Origin of the sequence: Microcystis aeruginosa NIES-2549 (assembly GCF_000981785.2) — a bacterium.
Classification (GTDB): Bacteria; Cyanobacteriota; Cyanobacteriia; order Cyanobacteriales; family Microcystaceae; genus Microcystis; species Microcystis aeruginosa_C.
The window spans coordinates 2,446,033-2,472,101 of record NZ_CP011304.1 but is presented as its reverse complement, the minus strand read 5'-3'; the positions used below and the strand labels follow the sequence as shown (position 1 = coordinate 2,472,101).

General features: G+C 44.5%; 21 protein-coding genes, 1 tRNA gene, 3 rRNA genes and 3 pseudogenes. 12 read left to right on the top strand and 16 right to left on the bottom strand.

Annotation, left to right across the window (positions count from 1 at the left end; translation table 11 throughout):
- Positions 1–359: 359 nt before the first annotated feature.
- Both myaer_RS12195 and hslO read right to left on the bottom strand, forming a co-directional pair.
- A complete protein-coding gene (locus myaer_RS12195; RefSeq protein ID WP_046662287.1) occupies positions 360–2,315 on the bottom strand; it encodes a chromosome segregation ATPase in 1,956 nt (651 codons plus the stop codon).
- 63 nt (positions 2,316–2,378) lie between these two features.
- On the bottom strand, positions 2,379–3,293 hold the full coding sequence (hslO, locus tag myaer_RS12190; protein ID WP_002804030.1) for an Hsp33 family molecular chaperone HslO: 915 nt from the start codon (positions 3,291–3,293) through the stop codon (positions 2,379–2,381).
- A gap of 116 nt (positions 3,294–3,409) precedes the next feature.
- Here hslO and myaer_RS12185 point away from each other — a divergent pair, with 116 nt between their 5' ends.
- The gene (locus myaer_RS12185; RefSeq protein WP_002791292.1) at positions 3,410–3,793 is read left to right on the top strand and encodes a hypothetical protein; all 384 of its coding nucleotides are present in this window, start codon (positions 3,410–3,412) and stop codon (positions 3,791–3,793) included.
- Between the two features lie 131 nt (positions 3,794–3,924).
- On the opposite strand, the gene myaer_RS12180 is transcribed toward myaer_RS12185, so the two are convergent.
- The 3 genes from myaer_RS12180 to myaer_RS12170 form a co-directional block, all read right to left on the bottom strand.
- Positions 3,925–4,545, bottom strand: coding sequence for a type II secretion system protein (locus myaer_RS12180; protein ID WP_046662286.1), 621 nt, complete (start codon positions 4,543–4,545; stop codon positions 3,925–3,927).
- Entirely contained in the window at positions 4,523–5,236 is a 714-nt protein-coding gene (locus myaer_RS12175; RefSeq protein WP_046662285.1) for a hypothetical protein, read from the bottom strand. The genes myaer_RS12180 and myaer_RS12175 overlap by 23 nt, the downstream gene beginning before the upstream one ends.
- 397 nt (positions 5,237–5,633) lie before the next feature.
- Positions 5,634–6,527: a DMT family transporter gene (locus tag myaer_RS12170; protein WP_046662284.1), complete on the bottom strand. Its 894-nt coding sequence runs from the start codon at positions 6,525–6,527 to the stop codon at positions 5,634–5,636.
- A gap of 187 nt (positions 6,528–6,714) precedes the next feature.
- Here myaer_RS12170 and myaer_RS12165 point away from each other — a divergent pair, with 187 nt between their 5' ends.
- The 4 genes from myaer_RS12165 to nrtS are packed head-to-tail and all read left to right on the top strand — an operon-like array spanning position 6,715 to position 9,105.
- On the top strand, positions 6,715–7,071 hold the full coding sequence (locus myaer_RS12165; RefSeq protein WP_046662283.1) for a DUF1823 family protein: 357 nt from the start codon (positions 6,715–6,717) through the stop codon (positions 7,069–7,071).
- 31 nt (positions 7,072–7,102) lie between these two features.
- Complete coding sequence (locus tag myaer_RS12160; protein ID WP_046662282.1) at positions 7,103–8,233, top strand: CO2 hydration protein; 1,131 nt, start codon at positions 7,103–7,105, stop codon at positions 8,231–8,233.
- Between the two features lie 53 nt (positions 8,234–8,286).
- Positions 8,287–8,850 (top strand): GUN4 domain-containing protein, encoded by a 564-nt coding sequence (locus tag myaer_RS12155; protein WP_046662281.1) that lies wholly within the window; start codon positions 8,287–8,289, stop codon positions 8,848–8,850.
- Between the two features lie 3 nt (positions 8,851–8,853).
- On the top strand, positions 8,854–9,105 hold the full coding sequence (gene nrtS / locus myaer_RS12150) for a nitrate/nitrite transporter NrtS (RefSeq protein ID WP_046662280.1): 252 nt from the start codon (positions 8,854–8,856) through the stop codon (positions 9,103–9,105).
- 262 nt (positions 9,106–9,367) lie between these two features.
- On the opposite strand, the gene myaer_RS22345 is transcribed toward nrtS, so the two are convergent.
- From myaer_RS22345 to trpA, 3 genes are all read right to left on the bottom strand, one after another.
- Positions 9,368–9,490, bottom strand: a complete 123-nt coding sequence (locus myaer_RS22345) for a hypothetical protein (RefSeq protein WP_268807336.1) — start codon at positions 9,488–9,490, stop codon at positions 9,368–9,370.
- Positions 9,491–9,660: 170 nt separating this feature from the next.
- Positions 9,661–10,260 (bottom strand): peroxiredoxin, encoded by a 600-nt coding sequence (locus tag myaer_RS12145; protein ID WP_046662279.1) that lies wholly within the window; start codon positions 10,258–10,260, stop codon positions 9,661–9,663.
- 214 nt (positions 10,261–10,474) lie between these two features.
- Positions 10,475–11,269, bottom strand: coding sequence for a tryptophan synthase subunit alpha (gene trpA, locus myaer_RS12140; RefSeq protein ID WP_046662278.1), 795 nt, complete (start codon positions 11,267–11,269; stop codon positions 10,475–10,477).
- Positions 11,270–11,533: 264 nt separating this feature from the next.
- On the opposite strand from trpA, the pseudogene myaer_RS12135 reads away from it, so the two are divergent.
- Positions 11,534–11,758 (top strand): annotated as a pseudogene (locus myaer_RS12135) (glycosyltransferase); the annotation flags it as partial.
- A 25-nt stretch (positions 11,759–11,783) separates the two neighbouring features.
- Here the strand turns inward: myaer_RS12135 and myaer_RS12130 are convergent.
- A protein-coding gene (locus myaer_RS12130) for an IS1 family transposase (RefSeq protein WP_103672714.1) occupies positions 11,784–12,478 on the bottom strand; the annotation gives its coding sequence in 2 pieces (ribosomal slippage) (positions 11,784–12,136 and positions 12,136–12,478; 696 coding nt in all).
- A 39-nt stretch (positions 12,479–12,517) separates the two neighbouring features.
- Between myaer_RS12130 and myaer_RS12125 the strand changes: the two are divergent.
- Positions 12,518–13,216: pseudogene (locus myaer_RS12125) on the top strand (glycosyltransferase family 2 protein); the annotation flags it as partial.
- A 314-nt stretch (positions 13,217–13,530) separates the two neighbouring features.
- On the opposite strand, the gene myaer_RS12120 reads toward myaer_RS12125, so the two are convergent.
- Positions 13,531–14,556 carry an ABC transporter permease gene (locus myaer_RS12120; protein WP_046662276.1) on the bottom strand — a complete coding sequence of 342 codons (1,026 nt, stop codon included), beginning with the start codon at positions 14,554–14,556 and terminating at the stop codon, positions 13,531–13,533.
- Positions 14,557–14,988: 432 nt separating this feature from the next.
- Here myaer_RS12120 and myaer_RS12115 point away from each other — a divergent pair.
- The 4 genes from myaer_RS12115 (at position 14,989) to rrf (ending at position 19,889) form a co-directional block, all read left to right on the top strand.
- Positions 14,989–16,477, top strand: a 16S ribosomal RNA gene (locus myaer_RS12115).
- A gap of 134 nt (positions 16,478–16,611) precedes the next feature.
- Positions 16,612–16,685: transfer RNA gene (locus myaer_RS12110), tRNA-Ile, on the top strand.
- 151 nt (positions 16,686–16,836) lie between these two features.
- Positions 16,837–19,716: ribosomal RNA gene (locus myaer_RS12105) — 23S ribosomal RNA — on the top strand.
- Positions 19,717–19,771: 55 nt separating this feature from the next.
- A 5S ribosomal RNA gene (rrf, locus tag myaer_RS12100) occupies positions 19,772–19,889 on the top strand.
- Together the 16S, 23S and 5S rRNA genes with 1 tRNA gene alongside form the textbook arrangement of a ribosomal RNA operon.
- A 67-nt stretch (positions 19,890–19,956) precedes the next feature.
- Here the strand turns inward: rrf and myaer_RS22035 are convergent.
- From myaer_RS22035 to myaer_RS12075, 5 genes and pseudogenes are all read right to left on the bottom strand, one after another.
- Positions 19,957–20,442: pseudogene (locus myaer_RS22035) on the bottom strand (IS630 family transposase); the annotation flags it as partial.
- Positions 20,388–20,828 carry a helix-turn-helix domain-containing protein gene (locus tag myaer_RS21660; RefSeq protein WP_046662275.1) on the bottom strand — a complete coding sequence of 147 codons (441 nt, stop codon included), beginning with the start codon at positions 20,826–20,828 and terminating at the stop codon, positions 20,388–20,390. The gene myaer_RS21660 and the pseudogene myaer_RS22035, both read right to left, overlap by 55 nt.
- A gap of 501 nt (positions 20,829–21,329) precedes the next feature.
- Positions 21,330–22,067 carry an ABC transporter ATP-binding protein gene (locus myaer_RS12085; protein ID WP_046662274.1) on the bottom strand — a complete coding sequence of 246 codons (738 nt, stop codon included), beginning with the start codon at positions 22,065–22,067 and terminating at the stop codon, positions 21,330–21,332.
- 209 nt (positions 22,068–22,276) lie between these two features.
- On the bottom strand, positions 22,277–22,501 hold the full coding sequence (locus tag myaer_RS12080) for an indolepyruvate ferredoxin oxidoreductase subunit alpha (protein WP_046663736.1): 225 nt from the start codon (positions 22,499–22,501) through the stop codon (positions 22,277–22,279).
- A gap of 95 nt (positions 22,502–22,596) precedes the next feature.
- Entirely contained in the window at positions 22,597–24,282 is a 1,686-nt protein-coding gene (locus tag myaer_RS12075) for a glycosyltransferase (RefSeq protein WP_046662273.1), read from the bottom strand.
- Between the two features lie 196 nt (positions 24,283–24,478).
- Here myaer_RS12075 and tyrS point away from each other — a divergent pair, with 196 nt between their 5' ends.
- Positions 24,479–25,696 (top strand): tyrosine--tRNA ligase, encoded by a 1,218-nt coding sequence (tyrS, locus tag myaer_RS12070; protein ID WP_046662272.1) that lies wholly within the window; start codon positions 24,479–24,481, stop codon positions 25,694–25,696.
- A 16-nt stretch (positions 25,697–25,712) separates the two neighbouring features.
- Here the strand turns inward: tyrS and myaer_RS12065 are convergent, their stop codons facing one another.
- Positions 25,713–25,949, bottom strand: coding sequence for a ferredoxin-thioredoxin reductase variable chain (locus tag myaer_RS12065; protein ID WP_046662271.1), 237 nt, complete (start codon positions 25,947–25,949; stop codon positions 25,713–25,715).
- Between the last annotated feature and the right edge of the window lie 120 nt (positions 25,950–26,069).

Genomic DNA, 26,069 nt, shown 5'->3' with positions numbered 1-26,069 from the left:
TATTGCCGTTTTTGAACCATCAAAAATTAATTATGCAGGAGGTTTATAGAAATTACGGATATCTGTTTTTTGCTTGATTAATTAATTTAATTCATAACACCTATTATCTTTTAAAAATTGGCTTTGGTTATTTGTTGGCTATACTAAATCCGTTGAGTATAGGCTAAATATCATCAGGATAGGCAGGGGACAAGAGAAGGAATAGATAATCAGTCTTTAATAACCGGATTTAGGATAATACAGGTATTTGGCTCCCTTATTCTTTGTGTGATAAGTTTAACTTATATAGTAGCGATCGATCTTTGTGTCCTTTGTGTCTCTGTGGTTCGCTACACTCACTGCCCCAAGACTGTATCAATTTATTGACCCGGACTTGGTGTTTCTATCGGGGACTCTGGGGAAAGGGGAGTCGATTCAACTATTGGCGGTGGGGCCGGGGGTTGGAGAATATTGCGCCAGCCTTGCATTTGGGAGCGAGCCGAACTGTAGGCGGTACTTTCCCGCGATACGGATTCAGCAAGGCGAATAGCTTCCAGATAACGACCATTATTAGCTTGGTCTGTGGCTAAAGACAAAAGCTGATAACTCCAACGTTCCAGCAATTCAGTCCGTTGCACACCCGCATCGGTTTTAGTGGAAATATTGGTAACTAAAGCAATCGCCCGGGTTAAACCTTCTGCGGTTCCCGTCGCCGCTAATTGATTAGCCTGCTGGAGATTTTGACGGGCCCGCAACTCTCGGCGCCAACGACGGATATTTTGGGACGCTTCCGAGGAAAGAGCGCGACCGGGGGGAATTTGATTGGCAGTTTCGATGGCTGTGCTATAGTCTTCGAGATTGGCCAAAGCTTGAGCCTGATCTAAAATGGGTTGATCCTCCATGCGTTCAATCCGCACTTGCCAGCCGCGAATTTCCCGTTGAGCATCTCGGTATAAGGCCCGATTTTTACCAATGGCCCGGGCCTGAATAATAGCGCTACTGAGGGAATTAATATCGCCGGGGAGAGCAATTTCTTGGGCGCGTTCTAAAATCGGCCGGTCTTCAATCACTTGTATTTGACGATTCCAAGAGCCAATTTCCTGCTGTGCTTGCGACCAGAGGGGATTATTCGGGGGAACCTCGCCCGCTTTCGCGATAGCGGCGCTATACTGTTCGATCGTACCTGCTTGTGCTAAATCTCTAGCCTCAGACAGTATTTTTACATCCTGTACCTGTAACTGCCAGCGCTCCCTCATCGCCAGGGCCGTTTGATGGAGGGGTCGAGAAGGGTCGATTTTTTCTAGTCCCAGTATGCCAGCTTCCAATCCGTCCACTGTGCCAGTTTCCGCATCTAAGGCCGCTTCGGACAAGACAGACCAATCGCTGACATCTGCTTTAATTTTGAGGTCTTTGGGGCTTTCGTTAGCCAAATCCCTGAGAGCTTGCCATTGCTTCCGCTCAATTAATCTTTCGGCGTATTCTTGCAGTTTATCCTCGGTTTTCCCGATTAATTTTTGTGCCTCCTGATAGGCATAACTGCTGGCTTGAATTTTTCTAGCTTCTTCGATGACTTTGAACCAATTGTCGAGACCGCCCCGGGCAAAGAGATTAAAGGCATTATCTAATTTACTGCTATCTTCCCGGGCGACGGTAATTTTAGCGAGTGCTTCATTATATTTAACCGTTGCCCAATATTCGTTATTTAAGTTTAATAAATCCACTGCTAGACGGAAAGATTGATTCCAGTTGGAAGCGCGGAGATTTTCCTCTAGTTTGCTTACGATATCGTTGCCTTCCGTCCAAGTTCCTTGCCACTTAGCGATTCTTTCTTCAATAATTGCCGCTACTGCCATATTATTGGGGATTTGACGAGCTTTAGCGATTGCTTGCTCTAAATTTCCCGCTTGATAGTCTTTTTCCGCCAAATTCAGGATATCTCGCGCCCATTCTTCCACCTGTTGATTAACTTGCGAGCGTAAGGGATGGTCTTCGGGTAAAGCTTCCACCAGGGCAATTGCTTCGAGTAAACCTGCCACGGTGCGACTATCGGCGGAAAGTTGAGCGCAGTAGAGACGCAGGGAAGCAGAAGCGACAGGCCAGAAGATTTTCGGGCAATTGGGCGACTTCTGCATATTGAATAACTGCCAAGTGGCGAGAAAGCCAACACCGCCAAAGACCACCACAAATAAAGCCGCCCAAACTTTCCAGGTGAAACGATGCTGGTATCGGTACCAAAAGAGAAAAAGAAAAGATTTAGTTTTCTCTGGCCAACGAGTCAGGGAGTCAATCGATTCTCGTTTGACTAGATTTTTGGTTAATTCTTTTCCTTTAGACATTCACTACTCCCCGGCAGATATTTCAGATAGATTTTACCCTAATGGCGCTCATTGCCCGACTTCTCAGCAAGATTCAGCCTGTAGAGACTGGACTAATTCGATTAATTGTGTCTCGTTGGCATTATACACTTCCCGACAAAACTCACAGATGGCTTCCGCTTGTTTATCTTTTTCGATAATGTCTTTTAATTCATCGACCCCGAGGAATTTTAAAGCTCCTAGGGCCCGTTCAAAAGAACAATCACAATCAAAACGCAGCAGCTGCACAGCCGGAAAAATTTCTAGACCCATATCTCCCAGAAGTTCCTGAAAAATATCTTCTAGACTTTTTCCTGCGCGTAAAAGGGGCGTAAATCCCGTTAATTTTCGCAATCTCGACTCTAAACGAGCCACCAAGACCTCATCCCGGGCTGCTTCTTTGGAGAGAACTTGTAATAAAATTCCCCCGGCTGCCGTTACTCCTGTGGTCGTACCGACAAAAACCCCCACTTGCAAAGCGGAGGGAATTTGTTCCGATTGGTCTAGATAGTAGGCGATATCTTCCCCCACTTCCCCAGAAACTATCTCGACGATGCTTTCTTGAAGTTCATTTCTCCCCTCGCCTTTTTCTTCGCGTAAGACTCGCACATAACCCTTGTTACCCACTGCGCGACCCACATCTAATTTACCCTTCGCATTGGGGAGTAATTCCACCTGGGGATAGTCCACATAACCCCGCACTGTGCCATCGAGTCCGGCATCAACCAAGACCCCACCCAGCGGACCGTCGCCTTTAATGCGAATATTGACCCTAGAACCGGGTTTTTTTAAACTGGAAGCCAGGAGTAAAGCCGATGCCATCGTGCGACCGAGAGCGGCGGTGGCTACGTTAGATAATTGATGTCTTTGGCGAGCTTCTTCGGTTAAACGGGTGGTAATCACTCCTACTACTCTAATTCCCCCATCGGCGGCCGTGGCGCGGATTAATTTATCTGCCATACTACTTACTGTTATCCTTGGAAAACGCTGTCCCGATTTTTAGTTATTCTTTAACTAACTTAACAAAAATTATTAGACAATAAAACCCAAGTAGGTTCTAACTGGGAGACAGTAATATGTTTGGCAATTTTCAACAAAGTCAGCTGCGTATCGAAATCTCGGCCAGTGAACAGGCTATCCGGGATAGTTTGCTCAAAACTGCTCATCTCCGTCAATGGCTGTGGCCGCAAATGCTCTCACCCAATCTACCCGATAAATTAGAGGAAGGTTTGACTTTTACCTCTTGGTTAGGTTTAATCCCCGTACAACATCAGGTTTTATTGGCCAATGACCAGTGTTTACGCTTGCTTTTGAGTCAAGGTATCGATGGCTATCACGAATGGTATTGGGGCGATGGTTGGTTACAATCCCGTTTAGAAGGCATTTCTCTCCTTCCCCTCAATCTCGGTCAAACTCTCAGTTTATTGAAATTACGACTATTTTTGAGCAATCAAAAGTAATCGGTAATCAGTAATCAGTAATCAGTAAACAGTAATCAGTAAACTAAAAACTCACATCTGGTAACTCACATCTGATAACTCACATCTGGTAACTGATAACTCACACCTGATAACTGATAACTGATAACTGATTAAGGTTGAGTTCCATCGAGACGGATTTCACATTGACGAGCATCGAGGTTAGTTAGAGAAGTTCCAGTATAAGTACCTTGTTTAACTATTCCTAGCATAGAAGCGATAACTAGACATTTTTTTTCTTGGTTGGGATAGGGATCGGCGGTGGCATCGGCGGCGGGATATAATACGATTATCGCTTGGTTTTGCGGCGGAGTAAAGGTTAACCCCGGCACATGACCCCGAAAGGAAAACTGCACCCCCGGACTGCTGCCTAGGGTGGGAAAATTCCTCACCACCATAAATATTTCCTGCGGCAGACTTAGGGAACCCGCATTAGTATTAGTCGCCACTAAACAACCTGGTTCACTGGCGGTTATTTGCGAGTAAACCGTGGGATTATTGCCAGTCCCGCCAGTAAAATTAATCGTGCAATTCCTCCCCAGACGGATAGCTTGTCTTTGGGCATCCTCTAGGGCTAATTGTATAGAATCGGTGGCTTCTTTGACTTTATTGCTATTTAACCAAGCTGATAAATTAGGTCCAGTTAAGGCGGCAAGAATTCCCGTAATTGCCAAAGCTACCAAAATTTCTAACAGGGTAAAACCCTGATTTTTATGGACATTTAAACGACGCATTGGGAATCACCTCGACAGAACTTTTAGCAAGAAATTTTCCTTCTTCTTCGTTTCTTTCGTCTCTTTCTTGAGTTTGATAGTCATTAGCTATTTCACCATCAGCTAACTTCACCTTATACTCTATACGGAGACGATGGGGATTATCTATCTGGGCTGTGCTTATGATAGAAGGATCAGGATGATTATCTTCTTCAAAATCATCAGGAAAAGTTCGATAGAGAGAATAGTTTTTACCTACAATTTCTCGTGTTGCAACTAATGTTTCTGCTAATGGTGGTAATGGTCTTGATTCTCGTGATAATGGTAGTTGAGGTAAATCAAAATCACTAGCGGGAATAGCATAATCATCAGGATCAGGAGGAGGTTCAGGATCTCTAAAATTTGGATCCTGGGAGGGCAAACGCCTTCTGAGTTCTCTGGCATAACCTTGATTTATATCTGAGCAAACATTAGGATATATTTCACTAAAACGATCGGGATCATGATTATCTGCATTGACGCTATCATCATTGTCATTAACATCTAAAGTCGAAGCTAAAAATTTGACATCCTCGAAGTCTTCTTGAATCCAAAAGTTAGCTTTAGCCTGTCTTTCTGCCCGAACTTTATATAAGGCAGTGAATGCCATTAACTGTAGGGTTCCTGTTGAGAAAGCGGTAATAGTTAAAATGGCAATCATCACTTCTAACATCGAGAAACCCGACTCGGATGATGACAGTTTTGACTGTATTCCCTTTTCTTTTGATTTCACTTTTTACCCCCCGTTTTTCCCGAAAACTACTGGCTTTTTTAGCTCTCAACTACAGAGTAACAAGATAATCGGATATTTTTAATTTTAGTCAGGGAATTAATTCCCCAAAAACCCTATTTCTCAAGTGAGTCAGATTGTCTAAGTAGCTGGTTATAATTAAATTGAAGATATATCCCCCCTTAATCCCCCCTTGATAAAGGGGGCATCCGCAAGTTTTTAAGACCTACCTACTTAAACTCTCATTCAGTTAGCATTGTACACTAATCTAGCTTTTGTCTGTGATCACAATTGGCGATCGAGATCACACTTAACCAGTAATATTAGATACACTAACAGCTTATCCGCCTAAAATAGCAATGCCTACGCCGATTAATAGAATTAATCCGCCATAAATGACTTCTTGGGCTGGTATTTCACCAAAAATGAACATTCCTAACAGACTAGCGGCGATTGGCTCTAATAAAATTACCATCGTTACTATTGTCGGTGCTACCCATCGCAAAGCCCAGTTAAAGCTAGTATGACCGATTAATTGCGGAAAAATCGCCATCATTAACACATAAACATACACGGATAAGGGATAGCTTTCGTAACCTTGACCGAATAAAAAAATAGCAGGTAATAAAGCTAATCCTGCGGTAGTGTAGGCTACAGTTATATAATTCTTAATATTTAAGCCCTTTCTTTGTGCTTCCCGTCCGAGGAGAATATAACCACTAACGAGAATTGCCCCAATTAAAGCCAAGCTATTGCCCAATAAAGGGTTAGGATAAGAACTACTGAGATCTCGATCGGCTAAAACAATCAATAATCCCCCCGTTAGAGCCACAAAAATGCCGATAAAGGTTAATTTGCTCGGTTTTTCTCGAAACCACCACCAACCCAACAGGGAAACCCAGAGGGGATTAGTAGTGACTAAAGTGGTGGAAGCGGCGATCGAGGTGTAGGATAGAGAAGTAATCCAAGTAGCAAAATGGAGAGCTAAACAAAATCCTGCCCCCACTGCGTAATAATAGGCTTGAACAGGGACTTTTTGGCGTGATAAGGTCAACCAGTTCGGAATTAGGACAACAGAAGCCAATATCAGACGAGAAGTCGCTAAAAATAAACTAAATGCGATCGTAGCATTACCTACCGCTTCGATCGCTAACCGGATAAAAATTGCCGATGCAGAAACCGACACCACACCGATAATTAAGATAAAAATAATTTTGGCGTTAGAAGGAGGCAAAATAGGCTACGCTTACGCGATGATTAATGATGTTATTCACCAGTTATTTTAACCGTAGTCAGGAGGCGGTCGTCAGTAGCCGGTCGTCAGGAAATAGGAGATTATTTTATTTATTCTCCCCACACCCCACACCCGTTCGGCTGAGCTCACGGCCGAAGCCCACACCCTACACCCCATTCACTTGATTATGGAACTACCAGAATTAAATATAGAGATAATTTGGGCGATTATTAACGATGAAATTGACGACGAAACCGTTAATAAATTAGTCTGGCAAAGTTTAGGTTATCGCTACGATGAAAGTCAAGGAAAATGGGATAATAGTCAAGTAGAGGAAGATTGGCGCTGTGAATATCCCGAACCCCCAGATTTTATTGCCAATCGTCCCCCAACAGTAAAATTAACTCGATCGATCTTGCCAGAAAATAAACAATTATTAAAAGATAAATTGGGGTTTACTGGTTATAAAATTGGCGAATTCAATCCCCGCATGACTCGCCGTGCCACTGCCGCCAATTGGTTGTGCTTTTATGCGTTAAAATAGATGAGGAAAGTTATTTTATCAAGCTTCTAGCATGGTCACTATCCCTGTCAAGTCCTCCTCTCATCCCCTAGCATCCTATATTGATCGTCTCACGGCTGGGGAAGCATTGTTAAAAGATACGCCCCAGAATTTGATCGAGGTGGTGGGTATCCTGAAAAGTTACGGAGTGGTGTTAGATGCTTATTCCAAAAATTTAATTTATATTGCCGAAAATCAGTTTTTGGTTTTTTTCCCTTTCTTTAAATATTTTAATGGTCAAGTATCTTGGCAGAAATTACTACAACACTGGTGGCATAATCGCATTAATTTTGAGTATGCTGAATATTGTATGAAAGCGATGTTTTGGCATGGTGGGGGTGGTTTAGATAGTTATGTAGATGGTGCCGCTTTTCGAGAAGTGACAGCCAAGGTTATTCAAGCCAAATTTAGGAATAATCCCCTAGTTTTAATTTTAAATAAAGCCTTTCCTGAATTTTTGCCAGAACAAATGCGGATGATGGCCTACTATAGCGGTTTAGGTCAATTTTGGCGAATTATGGCCGATACTTTTTTAAGTTTATCCGATCTCTACGATGCCAGAAAAATTACTAATATTCCCGAAGTGGTGGCACATATTAAGAAAAATTTAGTCGATAATGCTAGTCAAGCAATTGTCTATCAGGTAAAAATCAAAGGACAAACCTATGATCTTATCCCCAAATCGGCAGGATTAACCTTTCTTGCAGATACGGCAATCCCCTACGTTGAGGCGGTTTTCTTTCGCGGAACACCTTTCCCCGGTACAATTTCTTATAATGCCCAAGCCTATCAAATTCCCTACGATCAAGGAATGTTTGCCTATGGTGCTTTGTATGCGGATCCTTTACCCATCGGAGGTGCAGGGATTCCCCCCACACTATTAATGCAGGATATGCGTCACTTTTTACCTGATTATCTGCACGACATTTATAAAAAGAGTTTTCGTCAAGAGGAAGATTTATTAGTCCAGATCTGCGAAACTTTTCAAAAGTCGATGTTTTGTGTGACAACGGCAGCCATTCAAGGATTAGCGCCTTACCCTTTAACTACCACAGATTTAAAAGAACAAAAAGCCAATCGCATCTATCTAGAAGCATGGATGAACCGCTTTGTTAAGTCACGATTAGAAGCGGTAAATCAATAATTATTTTGCCGATAAATCCGTAGTTTTTGCAGTCAACAAACCCCCTTACATTTATGTCAGATATTAACGCCCAACTACAGGATATTTTAGCTCAATTGCAATCTTTAAGCGAACGGGTTGCCCTCATCGAAGCGCGGCAGATGTTAGTACCGGACATCGAGCGCTATGGTAAATTACAGCAATTCCTAGCTGAGGGGAACTTTAGGGAAGCAGACGCAGAAACTCTCCGAGTTATCCTCGAAGCTGCTGGCAGAACCCGCGATACTTTAACCCCAGAGGATATGATGCGGTTTCCCGTTAATGTGATTCGGGTACTCGATCGCCTTTGGAAAAATTATAGCGGCGATCATTTCGGTTTTAGCAATCAGGTGAAGTTATATTTTGCCGTCGGGGGTAGTATTAACACCCTGCGAACCCAAGATGCGGAAACGATTAGAAAATTTGGGGAATTGGTAGGATGGCGCGATAAAGAGCAGTGGCGTATCGATGATTATGATCACTGGGATTTTAGTCTAGCAGCTCCAGAAGGCTGTTTTCCCGCTCTCTGGTGGAAGTCTCCCTACGGGTTAAAAATGGTGACTTTTTGTTTTACTCGCCTGATAGAGTGCGATTTATAGACGATGAAAGGTATTATCGGCTATTTTCGGGCTTTATTATCCCCCCAATTTGCCCCCACTGGGATAAAAGTGGCTGTAGTGGTAGGGACAATTTTATTGACAATTAACCACGGTTATGCTATAATCAGCGGCCGCATGACAAGCGATCGCTGGATGGCGGCATCACTGACTTATCTAGTTCCCTATCTGGTCAATATTCATGGGCAGTATAGCAGTTATCGCCGTCAGCAGTGGCCGAAAAAATCCCAACAATAAAGGCAATTTTGAGCGGTTAGCTGACAGTTATTGAGAGCTGCGGACACCCCCTGATTAGTAGAAGACTGCTTTGATAGCGATCAAGACGAATATTCGGGAGTCCGATTTACCATGGCTGCTGTTTTATCGAAAACTGGAGAGTTCCGAGAAATCCCTGATGATCAGTTAATTTCTTTCCTCGAGGAAAACCGAGATTTGATTCAAGATCGACCATCACACAGAAAAAGAGCGATTAAAAGACCTATACAGTCCAATGTAACCTCTACCAGTACAAAATGACATCGATATTTGTTTCGTCATATTGGTAGATAATTAATAACCATCTACCTTTGGCCGCGGGTAATCCCAAAACTGTCAACTCGGAATCATAATTACTGGTAGTCATAGATCGCCGTGACTCTTTCTAGACTTGCTGGCCAGTATTCTAGATGAGGTCATGGCTAATGGGGCCAATTTTCTGGAAAATTTTCCGATTAAAATGAGGGGCGAATTATTTCGCCCCCCCCTTAAAAGTCTGCCCCCATCTATAGCTGAGGGAATTCTGAGGATTTTTAACTAAACTGCCGCGAAGTAAACTTTTGACTTCACAGGGTCGGGAACCATGGTAGCATCCCCTTCTTTCCAACCGGCGGGACAAACTTCATCCGGGTGGGATTGGACGTATTGAATCGCTTTCAGAGTGCGGAGGGTTTCATCGACACTGCGACCAAAGGAAAGATTATTAATAGTAGCGTGTTGGATAACACCTTCTTTATCGATGATAAAGAGACCGCGCAGGGACACCCCCGCATCCGGGTCAAGAACATTGTAAGCGGTGCTGATTTCTTTTTTCAGATCCGACACCAAAGGATAGGCCACATCCCCCACACCGCCGGATTTTCTCTCGGTTTGAATCCATGCTAGGTGAGCAAATTCGCTATCGACGGACACCCCTAAAATCTCGGTGTTGATGCTGGCAAATTCGCTAACTCGATCGCTGAAAGCGGTAATTTCCGTGGGGCAAACAAAGGTAAAATCGAGGGGATAGAAGAATAAAACGACGTATTTACCCCGATAATCCGATAATTTGATGGTTTTGAACTCTTGATCGAAAACGGCGGTCGCGGTGAAATCCGGCGCCGCTTGTCCGACTCTTAAGCAACCTTCGGCGGTCATACTTTTAATCTCCTTAATCTAGTTTCTGGGAAAATGCAACTATTTTTACATTCCTTAACAAATATATCATAGTCATAACGATTTTGAGTAGTTGGCCCTTAGTTGGGTGTTCGGGTGGGAAGTGGGGAAGTGAGGAAGTGAGGAAGTGAGGAAGTGGGGAGACCAGTTCGTGCTTGTTGCGGGGGAGGATAAATAAAAGCTGTCTCCTGATAGGTCAAGCAATCGCCTGTTTTAAACTGCGACAGAATTCTTCGAGGGATTTTAACCCATCGCCGGGGGAATTATCGGCCAGACGTTTAACCATGGCACTGCCGACAATTACCGCATCAGCACCCCAGTTTTTCACCTGTAGTGCCTGTGTCGGGTCAGAAATGCCAAATCCTACCCCCACGGGTTTATCGGTGACAGAACGGATAGAATCGAGCAATTCCTCCACTCTCGTGGCCACTTGATTCCGCATTCCCGTCACTCCCGTGACACTAACCAGATAAATAAAACCTTGGGATTGCAGGGCGATCGCTTGTATTCGTTCCGGGGGACTGGTAGGCGCTACCAATAAAATCACCTCAATTCCCTTAGCGGCAGCCGGTTGCAGCAGACTTGCCGCTTCCTCTAGGGGTAAATCGGGAACCACCAAACCACTCACCCCGGCTGCTTTAATTTGGTCTAAAAAGACATCTATCCCGCGATGATAGATGGGATTATAGTAAGTAAAGAGAATAATGGGAGCTTTCACCTCTCCCTGAGCATTTTTGACGATTTCTAGCACATCTTCCAACTTGACACCCCGATTTAAAGCGCGGGTGGCTGCCGCTTGAATAACCGGACCATCCGCAAGAGGATCGGAATAGGGAACCCCCAACTCGATCAGATCGGCCCCTGCCCGGTCTAAAATGCGTAAAGCTTGGGCAGTGGTAGATAAATCGGGATCACCGGCAGTGATAAAGGGAATTAAGGCACAATTCCCCTGGGAACGGAGAGAACGAAAACACTCGGAAACAGCAGTCATCGAAAATTACTGGAGACATAAAGCACCGTCTATTATCTCATGGTGGGGAATAGCTCACCGCCGGTCGCCGCAAGCTCAGGTAAAGAATTTTTCAAGTAATACTTAAGAAATATTGACAAAATGGCGATCGAGGTTAGAATAGGCTCAGTCTGACAGTTTTAAAAAAATTTCTTGGATAATAAGGGTTTTCATTCCGCTTTTTCCAGTACACAATAGGACTAATGCCCGATAAGGTTTCGTATAATCAAACACCATATTATATCTATGTTTTCCATTTACATTCTCACTCATAACGAAGAAATTGATATTGCCGCCTGTGTGGAATCGGCACTTCTATCCGATGATGTGATTGTGGTTGACTCCTACAGTAGCGATCGTACAGTAGAGATTACTTCTCGTTATCCAGTGCGCGTGATTCAGCATCAATTCGAGAGTCATGGTAAACAAAGAACTTGGATGCTAGAAAATATCGAGACTAAATACGATTGGGGGCGTTGCTGAATTAAGCTATGAATCAGTAAGGAATAGGCACTTCTTGAAACTTCAGATAATGAATTAATAAACGAATAGAGTATCCTAACATTTCTGTAGACTTAGAATAGCAGAGTGTTTTGCGATGCAATCGGGCTAGATAATGTCTTAAACGTGTGTTCTCACCCTCTACTCTGGTCATATAAGTCTTACTAATTATATGGTCGCCCTCTGCTATAAAACATGGATAAACTGACCATCCATCACTCACATAAAAATAGCATCCCCAAGACTTAACTAATTCCCATAATGGGCGAAACGTTTCGCTACTATGGTCTCCGATTACCCAACCTAAAATTCCTTTTTTAAAGTGGTCAACGGCTGTCCACACCCAGATTTTGTTTTTTTTGAGCCAACAAAGGTTTCCAATTCATCCAGTTCCCCTACTTCAGGAATTGTTTCTGGGTCATAGGCGACTGGCAATAATTCTCCCACAGATTTTACCCAATTAATTACGGTCGTATGATGAACTCCCTTTAGCCTTTCTATTCCTCTAAATCCCATCCCATTAACATAGGCAGTTAGGCATTCTCGCTTCGTTTTTTCGTCATAGCCTTTCTGTTTTTCATAGTTATTAATAAATTGACGGCCACAGGTTACACAAATATGATTTTGTTTACCTTGTTTATTGATGCCATTTTTACGGATATGGGTAGATTTACATTCAGGGCATTGCATTTTGATTTCCTCCATTCATATCTCTATTATGCAACGCCCGATTGGGTTTATATTCTCGAAGCAGATGAAAGGATGACACCCCAACTCTACGCAGAATGTCTGCGTGCCACTCAACAGACGGAATTTACTGGTTTTTATGTGGCCGAAAGAGTTATGTTTATGGGAACGTGGATCCGTCGCAGCACCCAGTATCCCCGTTATCAAATGCGTCTATTTAGAAAAGATCAAGTCTGGTTTAGCGATTATGGTCACACGGAAAGGGAAGAATGTCGGGGAAAAACCTCTTTTTTACAAGAAACCTATCCCCACTACACCTGTAGTAAAGGTTTAAGTCGTTGGATTGAAAAACATAATCGTTATTCTAGCGATGAAGCGGCAGAAACTCTACATCAGTTGGCTAACGGTGATGTTAGTTGGAAAAATTTATTTTTTGGTGAAACCGAAGTAGATAGACGGAGAGCTTTAAAAGATTTATCTCTAAGATTGCCTTTTCGTCCCCTGCTTCGTTGGTTTTATATGTATTTTATCTTAGCGGGAATTCTCGATGGTAAAGCTGGTTTTGCTTGGTGTACTCTGCAAGCTTTTTATGAGTATTTGATCCTCTTAAAAGTGGCGGAAATGAAACAGGGTTTACCCACTCCCCCCGAAGTGAGAAATCCTTTTCATCCCCCGCAAAATGGTAACAATAGTAATTCCCATATATCTGATTTCGTCTCCCTAAAAGGAAAAGTCGATTAAAATTCAACCATTATTAATCAGTCAGCAATCACCTAACAACAACCTAGAGACAAAAAGCAATCCTGATCCATTTTTTATTAGCTGTGACATCAATTTCACGGCTGTTGTCTTATGTCAAGCTGTACTGTATTTAAACTGCCTATTGGAATTTTAGTACAAATGCTCAAACTCCCCTCTCCCCACTTCATAATTCATAATTGATAATTCATCTCAAGCTGTACTGTCTTTAAACTGCCTATTGGAATTTTAGTACAAATGCTCAAACTCCCTCTCCCATCTCCCCACTTCCCCACTTCATAATTCCCTCTCCCTGATTAATAACGGATGCGAGGATCAATGTAAGCATTGATTAAATCGATTAAAATACTGGCAAAAACCACTATTGTCGCAAAAAAAGCCATTAATCCCTGCACTGTTGGGTAATCCCGCAGAGAAATCGCGCGATATAACTGATTTCCCAAACCCGGCCAAGAAAAAGTAACTTCCGTCAAGACTGCACCACCTAAAAGAGCCGCAAAAGTTAATCCTAAGACGGTAATTACGGGAATTAGGGCATTTTTCAGCGCATGGGCGATCATAATCGTTTTTTCTGGTATTCCTCTCGCTTTTGCCGCATCTACATAGTCCGCTTGCAAAGTTTGTTTCAGATTAACTCGCACCATCCGTTCAAAAATCCCACTCAAAAGAATGCCGAGAGTAAAACTAGGTAAGGCTAGATAATACAAAGCTGTGGGCAACTTATCTAGTTGTAGAGTCATCAGACTATCAAGGGTGTATAAACCCGTAATTGTCTGCGGTGGTGTTTCACTCAAAGGAAAACGAGTCCCCAAGGGAAACCAGCGCAACTGTACCGCAAAAATTAGCTGTAAGAGCATTCCCACCCAAAAAATCGGCAAGGAATAGGTTATCAGTCCAAATAAACGTCCCCCCGCATCTAAGGGGGTATTCGGACGGGAAGCGGTGATAATTCCCAATCCGACTCCCACTATCACCGCAATTAGCATCCCATAAAAAGTTAGTTCCACCGTCGCCGGAAAATGTTTAGCGATAATCTCCCATACCGTCACCCCCTTACTGGTTAAAGAGTCTCCTAAATTGAGGCGCATTAGGTGAAAAATATAGTCTAGATACTGGAAAAATAGGGGTTTATTCAGTCCTAATTGTTCTCTTAGGGCATTTTTGGCACTTTCAGGGGCGCGGTTGCCTAAAATCGCATCCGTGGGATCACCGGGTGCAACACGCATCAGCAGAAAAACCACCGTCACGATCGTCCATAACATCAAGGGAGCTAGGAGTAAACGCACCAGTAAATAGGATTGTAAAGCAGCGCGGCGAGACATGAGGGCTTTCCGATCAGAAAATAGATTCTCAAGGAACCATACCCCAAAATCGACCCAGCGATCGAGAGGTACTGAATAAAAAATTAAATTGAGGAAAATATTTAGTACAAATAAACTAACATATCCGTACCGCCAGTTCTAATCAAGGGACCAGCAAAAACCCCGAAGGTCCGAAAGGCTGATGTAGCAAGGGATAGAAAAAAGATCAAAAAATTTTGCCAAAAGGGGTTGACAAACCTGGGGAAGTTAGATACATTGGTAAATGCGCGGTTGAAGCAAAGCGAAAGCGAAGCGAAACAAACGACGCTGGAACCTAGACAAAACAATAGTTTGAAAGCCAAGTAAAACAGCCTCGTTTAGAAGCAATTCTATAACAAAGAAGTCAAACCCGCAAGGGGGAGACGAAAAAAAGTCAAAAGAATCAAACGATTCATCATGGAGAGTTTGATCCTGGCTCAGGATGAACGCTGGCGGCGTGCCTAACACATGCAAGTCGAACGGGAATCTTCGGATTCTAGTGGCGGACGGGTGAGTAACGCGTAAGAATCTAACTTCAGGACGGGGACAACAGTTGGAAACGACTGCTAATACCCGATGTGCCGCAAGGTGAAACCTAATTGGCCTGAAGAAGAGCTTGCGTCTGATTAGCTAGTTGGTGGGGTAAAGGCCTACCAAGGCGACGATCAGTAGCTGGTCTGAGAGGATGAGCAGCCACACTGGGACTGAGACACGGCCCAGACTCCTACGGGAGGCAGCAGTGGGGAATTTTCCGCAATGGGCGAAAGCCTGACGGAGCAACGCCGCGTGAGGGAGGAAGGTCTTTGGATTGTAAACCTCTTTTCTCAAGGAAGAAGTTCTGACGGTACTTGAGGAATCAGCCTCGGCTAACTCCGTGCCAGCAGCCGCGGTAATACGGGGGAGGCAAGCGTTATCCGGAATTATTGGGCGTAAAGCGTCCGCAGGTGGTCAGCCAAGTCTGCCGTCAAATCAGGTTGCTTAACGACCTAAAGGCGGTGGAAACTGGCAGACTAGAGAGCAGTAGGGGTAGCAGGAATTCCCAGTGTAGCGGTGAAATGCGTAGAGATTGGGAAGAACATCGGTGGCGAAAGCGTGCTACTGGGCTGTATCTGACACTCAGGGACGAAAGCTAGGGGAGCGAAAGGGATTAGATACCCCTGTAGTCCTAGCCGTAAACGATGGATACTAGGCGTGGCTTGTATCGACCCGAGCCGTGCCGAAGCTAACGCGTTAAGTATCCCGCCTGGGGAGTACGCACGCAAGTGTGAAACTCAAAGGAATTGACGGGGGCCCGCACAAGCGGTGGAGTATGTGGTTTAATTCGATGCAACGCGAAGAACCTTACCAAGACTTGACATGTCGCGAACCCTGGTGAAAGCTGGGGGTGCCTTCGGGAGCGCGAACACAGGTGGTGCATGGCTGTCGTCAGCTCGTGTCGTGAGATGTTGGGTTAAGTCCCGCAACGAGCGCAACCCTCGTTCTTAGTTGCCAGCATTAAGTTGGGGACTCTAAGGAGACTGCCGGTGACAAACCGGAGGAAGGTGGGGATGACGTCAAGTCAGCATGCCCCTTACGTCTTGGGCGACACACGTACTACAATGGTCGGGACAAAGGGCAGCGAACTCGCGAGAGCCAGCGAATCCCAGCAAACCCGGCCTCAGTTCAGATTGCAGGCTGCAACTCGCCTGCATGAAGGAGGAATCGCTAGTAATCGCCGGTCAGCATACGGCGGTGAATTCGTTCCCGGGCCTTGTACACACCGCCCGTCACACCATGGAAGCTGGTCACGCCCGAAGTCATTACCTCAACCGCAAGGAGGGGGATGCCTAAGGCAGGGCTAGTGACTGGGGTGAAGTCGTAACAAGGTAGCCGTACCGGAAGGTGTGGCTGGATCACCTCCTTAAAGGGAGACCTAATTCGGGTAGAAGACGAAAAAATAGTAGTCGAAACCAAGAATCAATCCCAAAAGGTCGGAGCGAGGCAAAATTGGCTTTCAAACTAGGTTCTGGGTTCATAAAAGACCTGAATCAGGAACAAGGGCTATTAGCTCAGGTGGTTAGAGCGCACCCCTGATAAGGGTGAGGTCCCTGGTTCGAGTCCAGGATGGCCCACCTGCACAGGTGGCAAAAACAAGAGAAGCGAGGAATCAGCACCTTATCTTACTTATATAGTAGGAGAGAATGCTGGCTCTGAGTACAGAGTCCAGAGGAACCTTGAAAACTGCATAGAGCTAGGTGAAAAAGCCAAAAAAGAAGACCGCAAGGTCAAGCTAATAAGGGCTAACGGTGGATACCTAGGCACACGGAAGCGAAGAAGGACGTAGTTACCGACGAAACGCTTCGGGGAGCGGGAAGCAAGCATTGATCCGAAGATATCCGAATGGGGCAACCCTAAACACGACCACCTGAATATATATGGTGGAGCGAGCAAACCTGGTGAACTGAAACATCTTAGTAGCCAGAGGAAAAGAAAGCAACAGCGATTCCCCCAGTAGCGGCGAGCGAAAAGGGAACAGCCTAAACCAAGTTCTTCGGAACTTGGGGTCGTGGGACAGTAACAAAAGACTGGGAAATTTAGACGAAGCGGCTGAAAACCGCACCAGAGAAGGTGAAAGTCCTGTAGTCGAAAAAGGAACCAGCTTAACTGCATCCCGAGTAGCATGGGGCACGTGAAATCCCGTGTGAATCTGCCTCGACCACGAGGTAAGGCTAAATATTCCCGTGTGACCGATAGAGAAACAGTACCGCGAGGGAAAGGTGAAAAGAACCCCGGAAGGGGAGTGAAATAGAACATGAAACCGTTAGCCTACAAGCAATGGGAGGACGATTGAACGTCTGACCGTGTGCCTGTTGAAGAATGAGCCGGCGACTTACAGGTTATGGCAGGTGAAGGGGGAAGACCCCACAGCCCCAGCGAAAGCGAGTCTGAATAGGGCGAAGCGTCATAATTTGTAGACCCGAACCCGGGTGATCTAACCATGGCCAGGATGAAGCTTGGGTAAAACCAAGTGGAGGTCCGAACCGACTAATGTTGAAAAATTAGCGGATGAGCTGTGGTTAGGGGTGAAATGCCAATCGAACTCGGAGCTAGCTGGTTCTCCCCGAAATGTGTTGAGGCGCAGCGGTAGTGGAAGTTTAGTCGGGGTAAAGCACTGTTTCGCCGCGGGCTGGGAGACCGGTACCAAGGCGAGGCAAACTCTGAATACGGCTAAAAAAACTACCAGTGAGACGGTGGGGGATAAGCTTCATCGTCAAGAGGGAAACAGCCCAGACCACCAGCTAAGGTCCCCAAATGATAACTAAGTGAGAAAGGAGGTGGGAGTGCATTGACAACCAGGAGGTTTGCCTAGAAGCAGCAATCCTTAAAAGAGTGCGTAATAGCTCACTGGTCAAGCGCTCCTGCGCCGAAAATGAACGGGGCTAAGTTATCTACCGAAGCTGTGGACTACATTGTAGTGGTAGGGGAGCGTTCTATAGGGGGTGAAGCAGTAGCGGCAAGCAGCTGTGGACTCTATAGAAGTGAGAATGTCGGCTTAAGTAGCGAAAATGTGGGTGAGAATCCCACACCCCGAAACCCCAAGGTTTCCTCCGCAAGGCTCGTCCGCGGAGGGTCAGTCAGGACCTAAGGCGAGGCTGAAAAGCGTAGTCGATGGACAACGGGTTAACATTCCCGTACCGATTAATGATTGTGCCGGAGAACGGAGAAGGTCAACGTCAGCTGGATGTTGGTTACCAGTGCAAGCAGTCGAGGCGATGAGAGGTGGAGAAAACACCAGGAGCTAAGACGCGAGTCCCACCTCCCACGGGAGGGAAGTGGCGCTGATCAAGCTTCCTAGAAAAGCCCGAACCACGTTAATCATTAATTGCCTGTACCCGAAACCGACACAGGTGGGGAAGTAGAGAATACTAAGGGGCGCGAGATAACTCTCTCTAAGGAACTCGGCAAAATGACCCCGTAACTTCGGGAGAAGGGGTACCCTCGCAAGAGGGTCGCAGTGAATAGGCCCAGGCGACTGTTTACCAAAAACACAGGTCTCCGCCAAGTCGTAAGACGCAGTATGGGGGCTGACGCCTGCCCAGTGCCGGAAGGTTAAGGAAGTTGGTCAGGAGTAATCTGAAGCTGACGACCGAAGCCCCGGTGAACGGCGGCCGTAACTATAACGGTCCTAAGGTAGCGAAATTCCTTGTCGGGTAAGTTCCGACCCGCACGAAAGGCGTAACGATCTGGGCACTGTCTCGGAGAGAGACTCGGCGAAATAGGATTGTCTGTGAAGATACGGACTACCTGCACCTGGACAGAAAGACCCTATGAAGCTTTACTGTAGCCTGGAATTGGCTTCGGGCTTCGCTTGCGCAGGATAGGTGGGAAGCTTTGAAACTCTCCTCGTGGGGAGAGTGGAGCTAACGGTGAGATACCACTCTGGCGAGGCTAGAATTCTAACCCTGACCCCTAATCGGGGCGGGAGACAGTTTCAGGTGGGCAGTTTGACTGGGGCGGTCGCCTCCTAAAAGGTAACGGAGGCGCGCAAAGGTTCCCTCGGTCCCGTTGGAAATGGGACGATAGAGTGCAAAAGCAGAAGGGAGCTTGACTGTGAGACCCACAAGTCGAACAGGGACGAAAGTCGGCTTTAGTGATCCGACGGCACCGCGTGGAAGGGCCGTCGCTCAACGGATAAAAGTTACTCTAGGGATAACAGGCTGATCTCCCCCAAGAGTTCACATCGACGGGGAGGTTTGGCACCTCGATGTCGGCTCATCGCAACCTGGGGCTGAAGTCGGTCCCAAGGGTTGGGCTGTTCGCCCATTAAAGCGGTACGTGAGCTGGGTTCAGAACGTCGTGAGACAGTTCGGTCCATATCCGGTGTAGGCGTAAGAGCATTGCGAGGAGCCTTCCTTAGTACGAGAGGACCGGGAAGGACGCACCGCTGGTGTACCTGTTATCGTGCCAACGGTAAACGCAGGGTAGCCATGTGCGGAGCGGATAACCGCTGAAAGCATCTAAGTGGGAAGCCCACCTCCAGATGATTGCTCTCATGGCATTAAGCCAGTAAGGTCTCGGGTAGACTACCCGTTGATAGGCTCTAGATGGAAGCTCGGTAACGAGTGCAGTCGAGGAGTACTAACCGACCGAGGGCTTGACCTGATTCTTCTTTCACCACTTTTTCCCTAGCTTTTGCAGTCTTGAGGGTTCTACCCTTCCTGGTGTCTTTAACGTGATGGCACCACTCCGATTCCATCCCGAACTCGGTTGTGAAACTTCACCGTGGCCAAGATACTTGTCGGGTTGCCGACTGGGACAATAGCTCGATGCCAGGATTATTCTTTCCTACCCCTCAATCTCACCAGATTGGGGGGTTTGGTTTTATGGCATAGAACGAGTTAGTTAGGACAGATGCCTGAAGGCTTTACTCACAGCATCCACAAGGTTTTCACTATCATTGATAATCTGACTAACATAGTTTTTCAATCTAGCCCAGAACTTTTCAATTTTGTTGAGATCTGGAGAATAGGCGGGTAAAAATAGCACTTCACATCCCGCTTTAGCTAACAATTTTTTGATTCTCTCTTTGGGATGAAAACTGGCGTTATCAATGATGATAATTTGACCGGGTAGTAGTTCGGGTAATAGCAATTGTTCTATCCACTCACACACCAACTCCGTATTACAGTACCCCTCAAACACCATTGGCGCGATAGTGGAACCACGCCACCAACCGCTGATCACACTAACTCGTTCGCTACAGTGACCTAACTTTAAAGCCTCAAATCTTTCTGATTTGTGACAATATCCATAAGGGTAATCGATGGTGTTATCTATTCCAGCTTCATCAATATAGACAAATCTTTCCGGGGCATAACCTCTGATTTTTTGGAGAAACTCTTTTCGGGCTTCTTCCTCTCTTTCTCTGTAGCCATAAGTTTTTTTTTTCTAGTAAATCCAATTCTTTTGAGGGCTTGACCAATTCTCATCCTACTGACTGGGTTAGCCCATTTTTGCGCCATTTTTTCTTGGGTCAAATGCCCATATTGTTCGGCAAACTTTTGAAAGGCTTCTAAATCGTCAATTTGGGGCTTCGGCCCTCGACGATAGTTAGTTTTAGCGGCCACCGTCCCAGTTTGTTTCTTCCGTTTCAGCCAGATGTCTAATGTATTACGACTAATATTGAGGGTGCGACAGACATGGCTTTTTTTCTCCCCTCGCTCTACGGCACTCACTGCTTTCTGTCTTAAATCATCACTATAGGGTGCTGCCATGAAAGCTTCTCCTCATTTCTTTTTCTCTATTATGTCCTAACTATCCCGCTCTTTGCTATATACTAAATCTGGTTATTAAAAACTGATTATCTATTGCTCCTTTTGCCTATTGCCTATTGCCTATTGCCTGTCCTGATATGTAGCCTATACTCAACGGATTTAGTATTATACCATTGGGGATACTCTCGGCTAAAATCGGGCGTTACTTTCGGTTTTATCGCTCAATCCAAGCTTTTGGGGGGTAGAACCCCCACACCCCCGCGCATTAGTTTTTCGGTGGGATGCTTACAGGCAGCTGCCGATATATTTGTAATAATTTAAAAGTCACTGATAATTGCCGATTGTCCGTATTTCTGCAAATGTGAGATGCACCCCCCTTCATCTTTATACAATTTAATTTGATATGAGTGATCAGTTCACTGATTACTGTTTACTGGACGGCTACGCCGTGCCTTTGGCAACACTGAAAAAAATCTCCCCACTCCCCTATACCTTTTAAAATTAATCCTTTCCATGGGCGCCATGGTGGGCTGCACCGAGGTATAATTCCCCTACTTTCGGGTTATTGAGTAAATCTTGACCCGATCCCTGAAAACGATCTTGACCACTTTCTAAAACATAACCTCGATCGGACATCATTAGGGCTTTTTTGGCATTCTGTTCCACTAAAATAATGGCAGTTCCCGTCTGATTAATCGCTTTTATCTGTTCAAAAACGCTGGTTACTAAGATAGGAGATAAAGCTGCCGAAGGTTCATCGAGAATTAATAAATCTGGTTGCAACATCAGCGCTCTTCCCATGGCCAACATCTGTCTTTCTCCTCCGGATAAAGTGCCAGCTTTCTGACGACGGCGCTCGTCCAAACGAGGAAACATGGCATAAATGCGCTCTTTTAGCGGTTTAATCGCTTTTTTACTGGTAAAAGCCCCCATTTCCAGATTTTCCTCGATGCTCAGGGATGGAAAAACATTAGCAATTTGGGGAACATAACCCATGCCGAGGGGAACAATTTGATTAGATTTCCAACCGGCGATATTTTTTCCCTTAAAAGTGATAGTTCCAGCACTGGGTTTTAATAAACCAAAAATCGTCTTAGCTAGGGTAGATTTTCCCGCACCATTAGGACCGATAACCGTGACTAATTCCCCCGGTGCAATGCGAAAGTTAACCCCTTGCAATATGTATAAATCCTGCACATAACCAGCATAAACTTGTTCAACTTCTAAAAGATAATCCATGGTAAGTTAAAAAGTAGATAGGAGAGAGTAATATGAATTATGAATTATGAATGGGGAAGTGGGAAGCATTTTCAGTAAACAGTAATCAGTGATCAGTAAACAGTGAAAAGACAGTAGGAAACTGCTATTTAATACTGCTCACTTAATACATACTGATAACTTAAAACTTACATCTGATAACTGATAACTGATAACTGATAACTGATAAATTAGGGAGTTTTTTGTAAATCGGGACGTTCTTCTGGCACAATTGCACCTTCGACGGGGCATACTTGTAGACAGATACCACAGTCGATACAAGTGGCAAAATCAATCCAATACCAATCGGTTCCTTTAACATTTTTACCCGGTCCGGGATGGATGCAAGCAACGGGACAAGCGGAAACGCAATCAGCAACCCCTTCACAAGTTCCAGTGACGATCGAATGTGGCACAGTGTTTTCTCCTCTAATTCTTAACATTACTTTACCACTTTTAGGCACTGCCATGCCAAGATCGGATCGTTGTTAGGAAACTTTCCCTTAATTCCCTAAAATATTGGCAGTTTTTTCTTGATCTTAGCAAGAAGTAAAATAGAAGTTTTTGCTAGGGTTTTTACTATTCCCTTACGAGAGGACAAATAGTTGATTTCTTCGCGTAATTCCCGATTATTTTTCTGGAGATAATTATGATTATTTTCTAATTCTTTTAAGGATATTTCCATCCCTTGCATAGTACGATAATCTTGCTGTTGTTTGAGATACATTATCTGTTGTGCTTCCTGTAATTTTCTTAACTCTAACCAGACTTGATTCTGACTTGATTCCTTAGTTTCACTGAGCGCATACCAGAGAAAATTAGTGATTTCTTCAGCGATTTTTTGATTAACTTCAAAAAACTCGATAATATCAATTTGTTCGGGGGAAATTTGGGGGTATAACTTTCTTAAATCTTGGGCGATATCAGAGGAAAAAGCGATGATTATAGAAGCGGATAAAATTGCATAGTGTTTTTCTAAATCTACCGGTAACTTGCCGTTTTCTTCAGGGGATTCAGAAGCAAGAAAAAGTAGAGAAGGAGTGGTTAAGGGACTGGTATAAAAAGTGGAAATAAATAAATTAGCCTGTAGGCGATCGCAAATAGCTTGGATTTTTATGGCATCCTTTCCCGTACAATTATAATCGTAGGATTCTGCAGGCCAATATTTAAATTCTTCCCATCGTGGTGCGCTGTTATTTCTATCTAAAATAACAATGTATTGACTAAATTCTAATTGTCTCCAATACTCTAGAATTGAAGACCAAACCCCAGCTAATTTTCCTTGATTGATTTGAAAAATTACGCCATCAATAACAATAATTGGCCATCTCCTCTGGGAGATAGCTTGAATTGTTTGTAATTTTTCTCGCTCCTCTTCCTGTAAAATTATGCCTAAATCTTCCATCTTAACTGGATTGGGTTTAATTTCTATATCCTTAATGTCTGGATGAGGAATTTCATAGATTTTACACACTTGATAATGTTCTTGCAATGCTTGACCATTGCTGCCATGTTCTAAACCTTGGAGATTTAAATAATATAAACCTAAAATCTCAGGAATCAAAGCCATTTTTTCCCCTTGACTGCCGATTCTTAACCAAAATTCGTAATCACCAGCACAGCGAAAGTTTTCCTGAAAATAACCATATTTATCGTGCAGCATTTTTCGCCACATTGGTTGAGAACCCACACAACAACCTTGACGCATCTGTTGATAGGAGTAATTTGGCCAATTCCAATGTTTTAAAGCTGGGGTAGTGGCAAAAGTATCATTTTTGATTGTAGTAATTAATTGATCGGCATAAACTAAACTAATCTCTCTATTGTTATCTAGATAATTAGCCATAATTTCCAAAGCATTGAAACAGCGACGGTCATCAGTATTCCCATTGGTGAGATAGGAACCCCTAGCTAGTTTAATAGCGCGATTCCAAGCTTGATAAAGGGTTTCTCGTTCTCTAGTTCTCTGGTAAATAATATTAGGATAATTTTCTTGAAACTCTTGGATAATCTCCCCTTCATTCTCTGGAGAAGCACTATCGATAATAATAATTTCTACTTCTCCCTTTTCATAAAGAGTTTGAGTAACTAAATCCTCTAGACAACCTCGGATAAACTGCGCTGATTTATAGGTAGAAACAATTACAGAAACTTTGATCCTCTGCACGGGTATAGAGTTATTATAACTAGGATTCATTGGCTTATCTGATCGCAATTCAAGACAGGGAAAATTTTTGAAATTCGGGAGAGTTAAGATTTTAAGACTCTATATTCGATCGAGAGAATTGTCAAGATGTTATCGACTCTTATTGGGATACCAGTTTATTTATCTTTTGCTTGTGACTTGACATACTAAAAAACTATAATAGGAAGGCTGTGGAAAATGAGCAACAATGACCGTATCTTCCTCCCTAGACTGGCTAACCCGTGGAACCAGTGATTTATTCCCCCATCAACCCGACTCCCAAGAGCCTAGGGAAAATTTAACCCAACTACTGCAAACCACCGATCGCCCTTTAAGAATTAAACTAGGTATTGACCCCACCGGCAGCGATATTCATCTAGGCCATAGTATCCCTTTTCGGAAACTGCGTGCCTTCCAAGATGCTGGTCATATAGCAGTGGTGATTATTGGCGATTTTACCGCTAGAATCGGCGATCCGACGGGAAAATCGGAAGTTAGAAAACAATTGACCAGCGAAGAAGTGAGAGCCAATGCCGAGAATTATCTGGCACAATTACGCCCAATTTTAGATTTTAACACCCCTAATCGCCTAGAAATTCGCTATAACTCGGAATGGTTGGGGAAATTAGACCTATCGCAAATTCTCGAACTCCTCTCCACCATGACCGTCGGGCAAATGTTGGCAAAAGAAGGCTTTTCCGAACGCTACGACAAGGAAAACCCGATTTTTCTCCATGAATTTCTCTATCCCTTGATGCAGGGTTATGATTCCGTAGCGGTCGAGGCCGATGTCGAATTGGGAGGAACCGATCAAAAATTTAATATTGCCGTCGGTCGTGATTTACAGAAATATTTCGGCAAAAAACCGCAATTCGGGTTACTTTTACCGATTTTAATCGGAACCGATGGCAGTCAAAAAATGTCCAAATCCCTGAATAATTATGTGGGATTGCGGGAATCGTCCCTGTCCATGTACTCGAAACTGGAAAAAACCCCCGACGCTTTGTTAAAAGATTATTACGAACTATTGACAAATTTGCCCTTAGATGCTATGCCGAGCAATCCGCGGGAGGCACAAAAACAACTGGCGATCGAGGTAGTTGCCCAGTTTCACGGAGAAGAGGAGGCATTAAAGGCACAAAAAACGGCGCAGGAGATAGTTCTACAGGGAAATACAGCAGCCGCGGCTTCTGTACCCGAATTTTCCCTCGCGGCGGTCACTTTTCCCCTAAAATTATTCTATCTTCTCTCGGCCACCGGCTTGTGTAAAAGTAGCGGCGAAGGGAGAAGACAGATTCAGGGGGGCGCAGTCAGGATCGATAGCGAGAAAATCACCGATGTGGACAAAAGTTTTGAGACAGCCGAAGCTTTAACGGGAAAAGTCCTACAGGTGGGCAAAAATAAATTTATTCGCTTTGTAGCTTAAATAAGCGAAAAAGTCCCTATTCGGCGGCTTTTTCCACGATTTCTAACTCAAAATCTCGAAAATGGGCTTTAAACTTTTTACTGAACTCGACGAGGACAGGTAGATTGGCGCTAACCGGTCTGCCACGCCATTCGGTGACAAACGCTTTCACCTGTCCCTCTAGTCCTTTCACGTCAAAAGGCTCTGATTTGTGTTCAGGATGGTGATAAACCACCACGGAATCAATTATACGAACTCGATCGCCAACTTTCATAAACTCTCTAGCGAAGACAAACGCCTATTGTATCTTTAAAAACAACCTTATCATTGTACGCGATATCAGTAAACAGTGATCAGCTTCTGAAGGCAAGAGGCAACAGGCAAGAGGCAAAAG

Coding starts and splice junctions, on each gene's coding strand:
- myaer_RS12195 (WP_046662287.1), bottom strand. CDS start 2,315: ATGTCTAAAGGAAAAGAATTAACCAAAAATCTAGTCAAACGAGAATCG.
- hslO (WP_002804030.1), bottom strand. CDS start 3,293: ATGGCAGATAAATTAATCCGCGCCACGGCCGCCGATGGGGGAATTAGA.
- myaer_RS12185 (WP_002791292.1), top strand. CDS start 3,410: ATGTTTGGCAATTTTCAACAAAGTCAGCTGCGTATCGAAATCTCGGCC.
- myaer_RS12180 (WP_046662286.1), bottom strand. CDS start 4,545: ATGCGTCGTTTAAATGTCCATAAAAATCAGGGTTTTACCCTGTTAGAA.
- myaer_RS12175 (WP_046662285.1), bottom strand. CDS start 5,236: ATGTTAGAAGTGATGATTGCCATTTTAACTATTACCGCTTTCTCAACA.
- myaer_RS12165 (WP_046662283.1), top strand. CDS start 6,715: ATGGAACTACCAGAATTAAATATAGAGATAATTTGGGCGATTATTAAC.
- myaer_RS12160 (WP_046662282.1), top strand. CDS start 7,103: ATGGTCACTATCCCTGTCAAGTCCTCCTCTCATCCCCTAGCATCCTAT.
- myaer_RS12155 (WP_046662281.1), top strand. CDS start 8,287: ATGTCAGATATTAACGCCCAACTACAGGATATTTTAGCTCAATTGCAA.
- nrtS (WP_046662280.1), top strand. CDS start 8,854: ATGAAAGGTATTATCGGCTATTTTCGGGCTTTATTATCCCCCCAATTT.
- myaer_RS22345 (WP_268807336.1), bottom strand. CDS start 9,490: ATGACTACCAGTAATTATGATTCCGAGTTGACAGTTTTGGGATTACCC.
- myaer_RS12145 (WP_046662279.1), bottom strand. CDS start 10,260: ATGACCGCCGAAGGTTGCTTAAGAGTCGGACAAGCGGCGCCGGATTTC.
- trpA (WP_046662278.1), bottom strand. CDS start 11,269: ATGACTGCTGTTTCCGAGTGTTTTCGTTCTCTCCGTTCCCAGGGGAAT.
- myaer_RS12120 (WP_046662276.1), bottom strand. CDS start 14,556: ATGTCTCGCCGCGCTGCTTTACAATCCTATTTACTGGTGCGTTTACTC.
- myaer_RS21660 (WP_046662275.1), bottom strand. CDS start 20,828: ATGGCAGCACCCTATAGTGATGATTTAAGACAGAAAGCAGTGAGTGCC.
- myaer_RS12085 (WP_046662274.1), bottom strand. CDS start 22,067: ATGGATTATCTTTTAGAAGTTGAACAAGTTTATGCTGGTTATGTGCAG.
- myaer_RS12075 (WP_046662273.1), bottom strand. CDS start 24,282: ATGAATCCTAGTTATAATAACTCTATACCCGTGCAGAGGATCAAAGTT.
- tyrS (WP_046662272.1), top strand. CDS start 24,479: ATGACCGTATCTTCCTCCCTAGACTGGCTAACCCGTGGAACCAGTGAT.
- myaer_RS12065 (WP_046662271.1), bottom strand. CDS start 25,949: ATGAAAGTTGGCGATCGAGTTCGTATAATTGATTCCGTGGTGGTTTAT.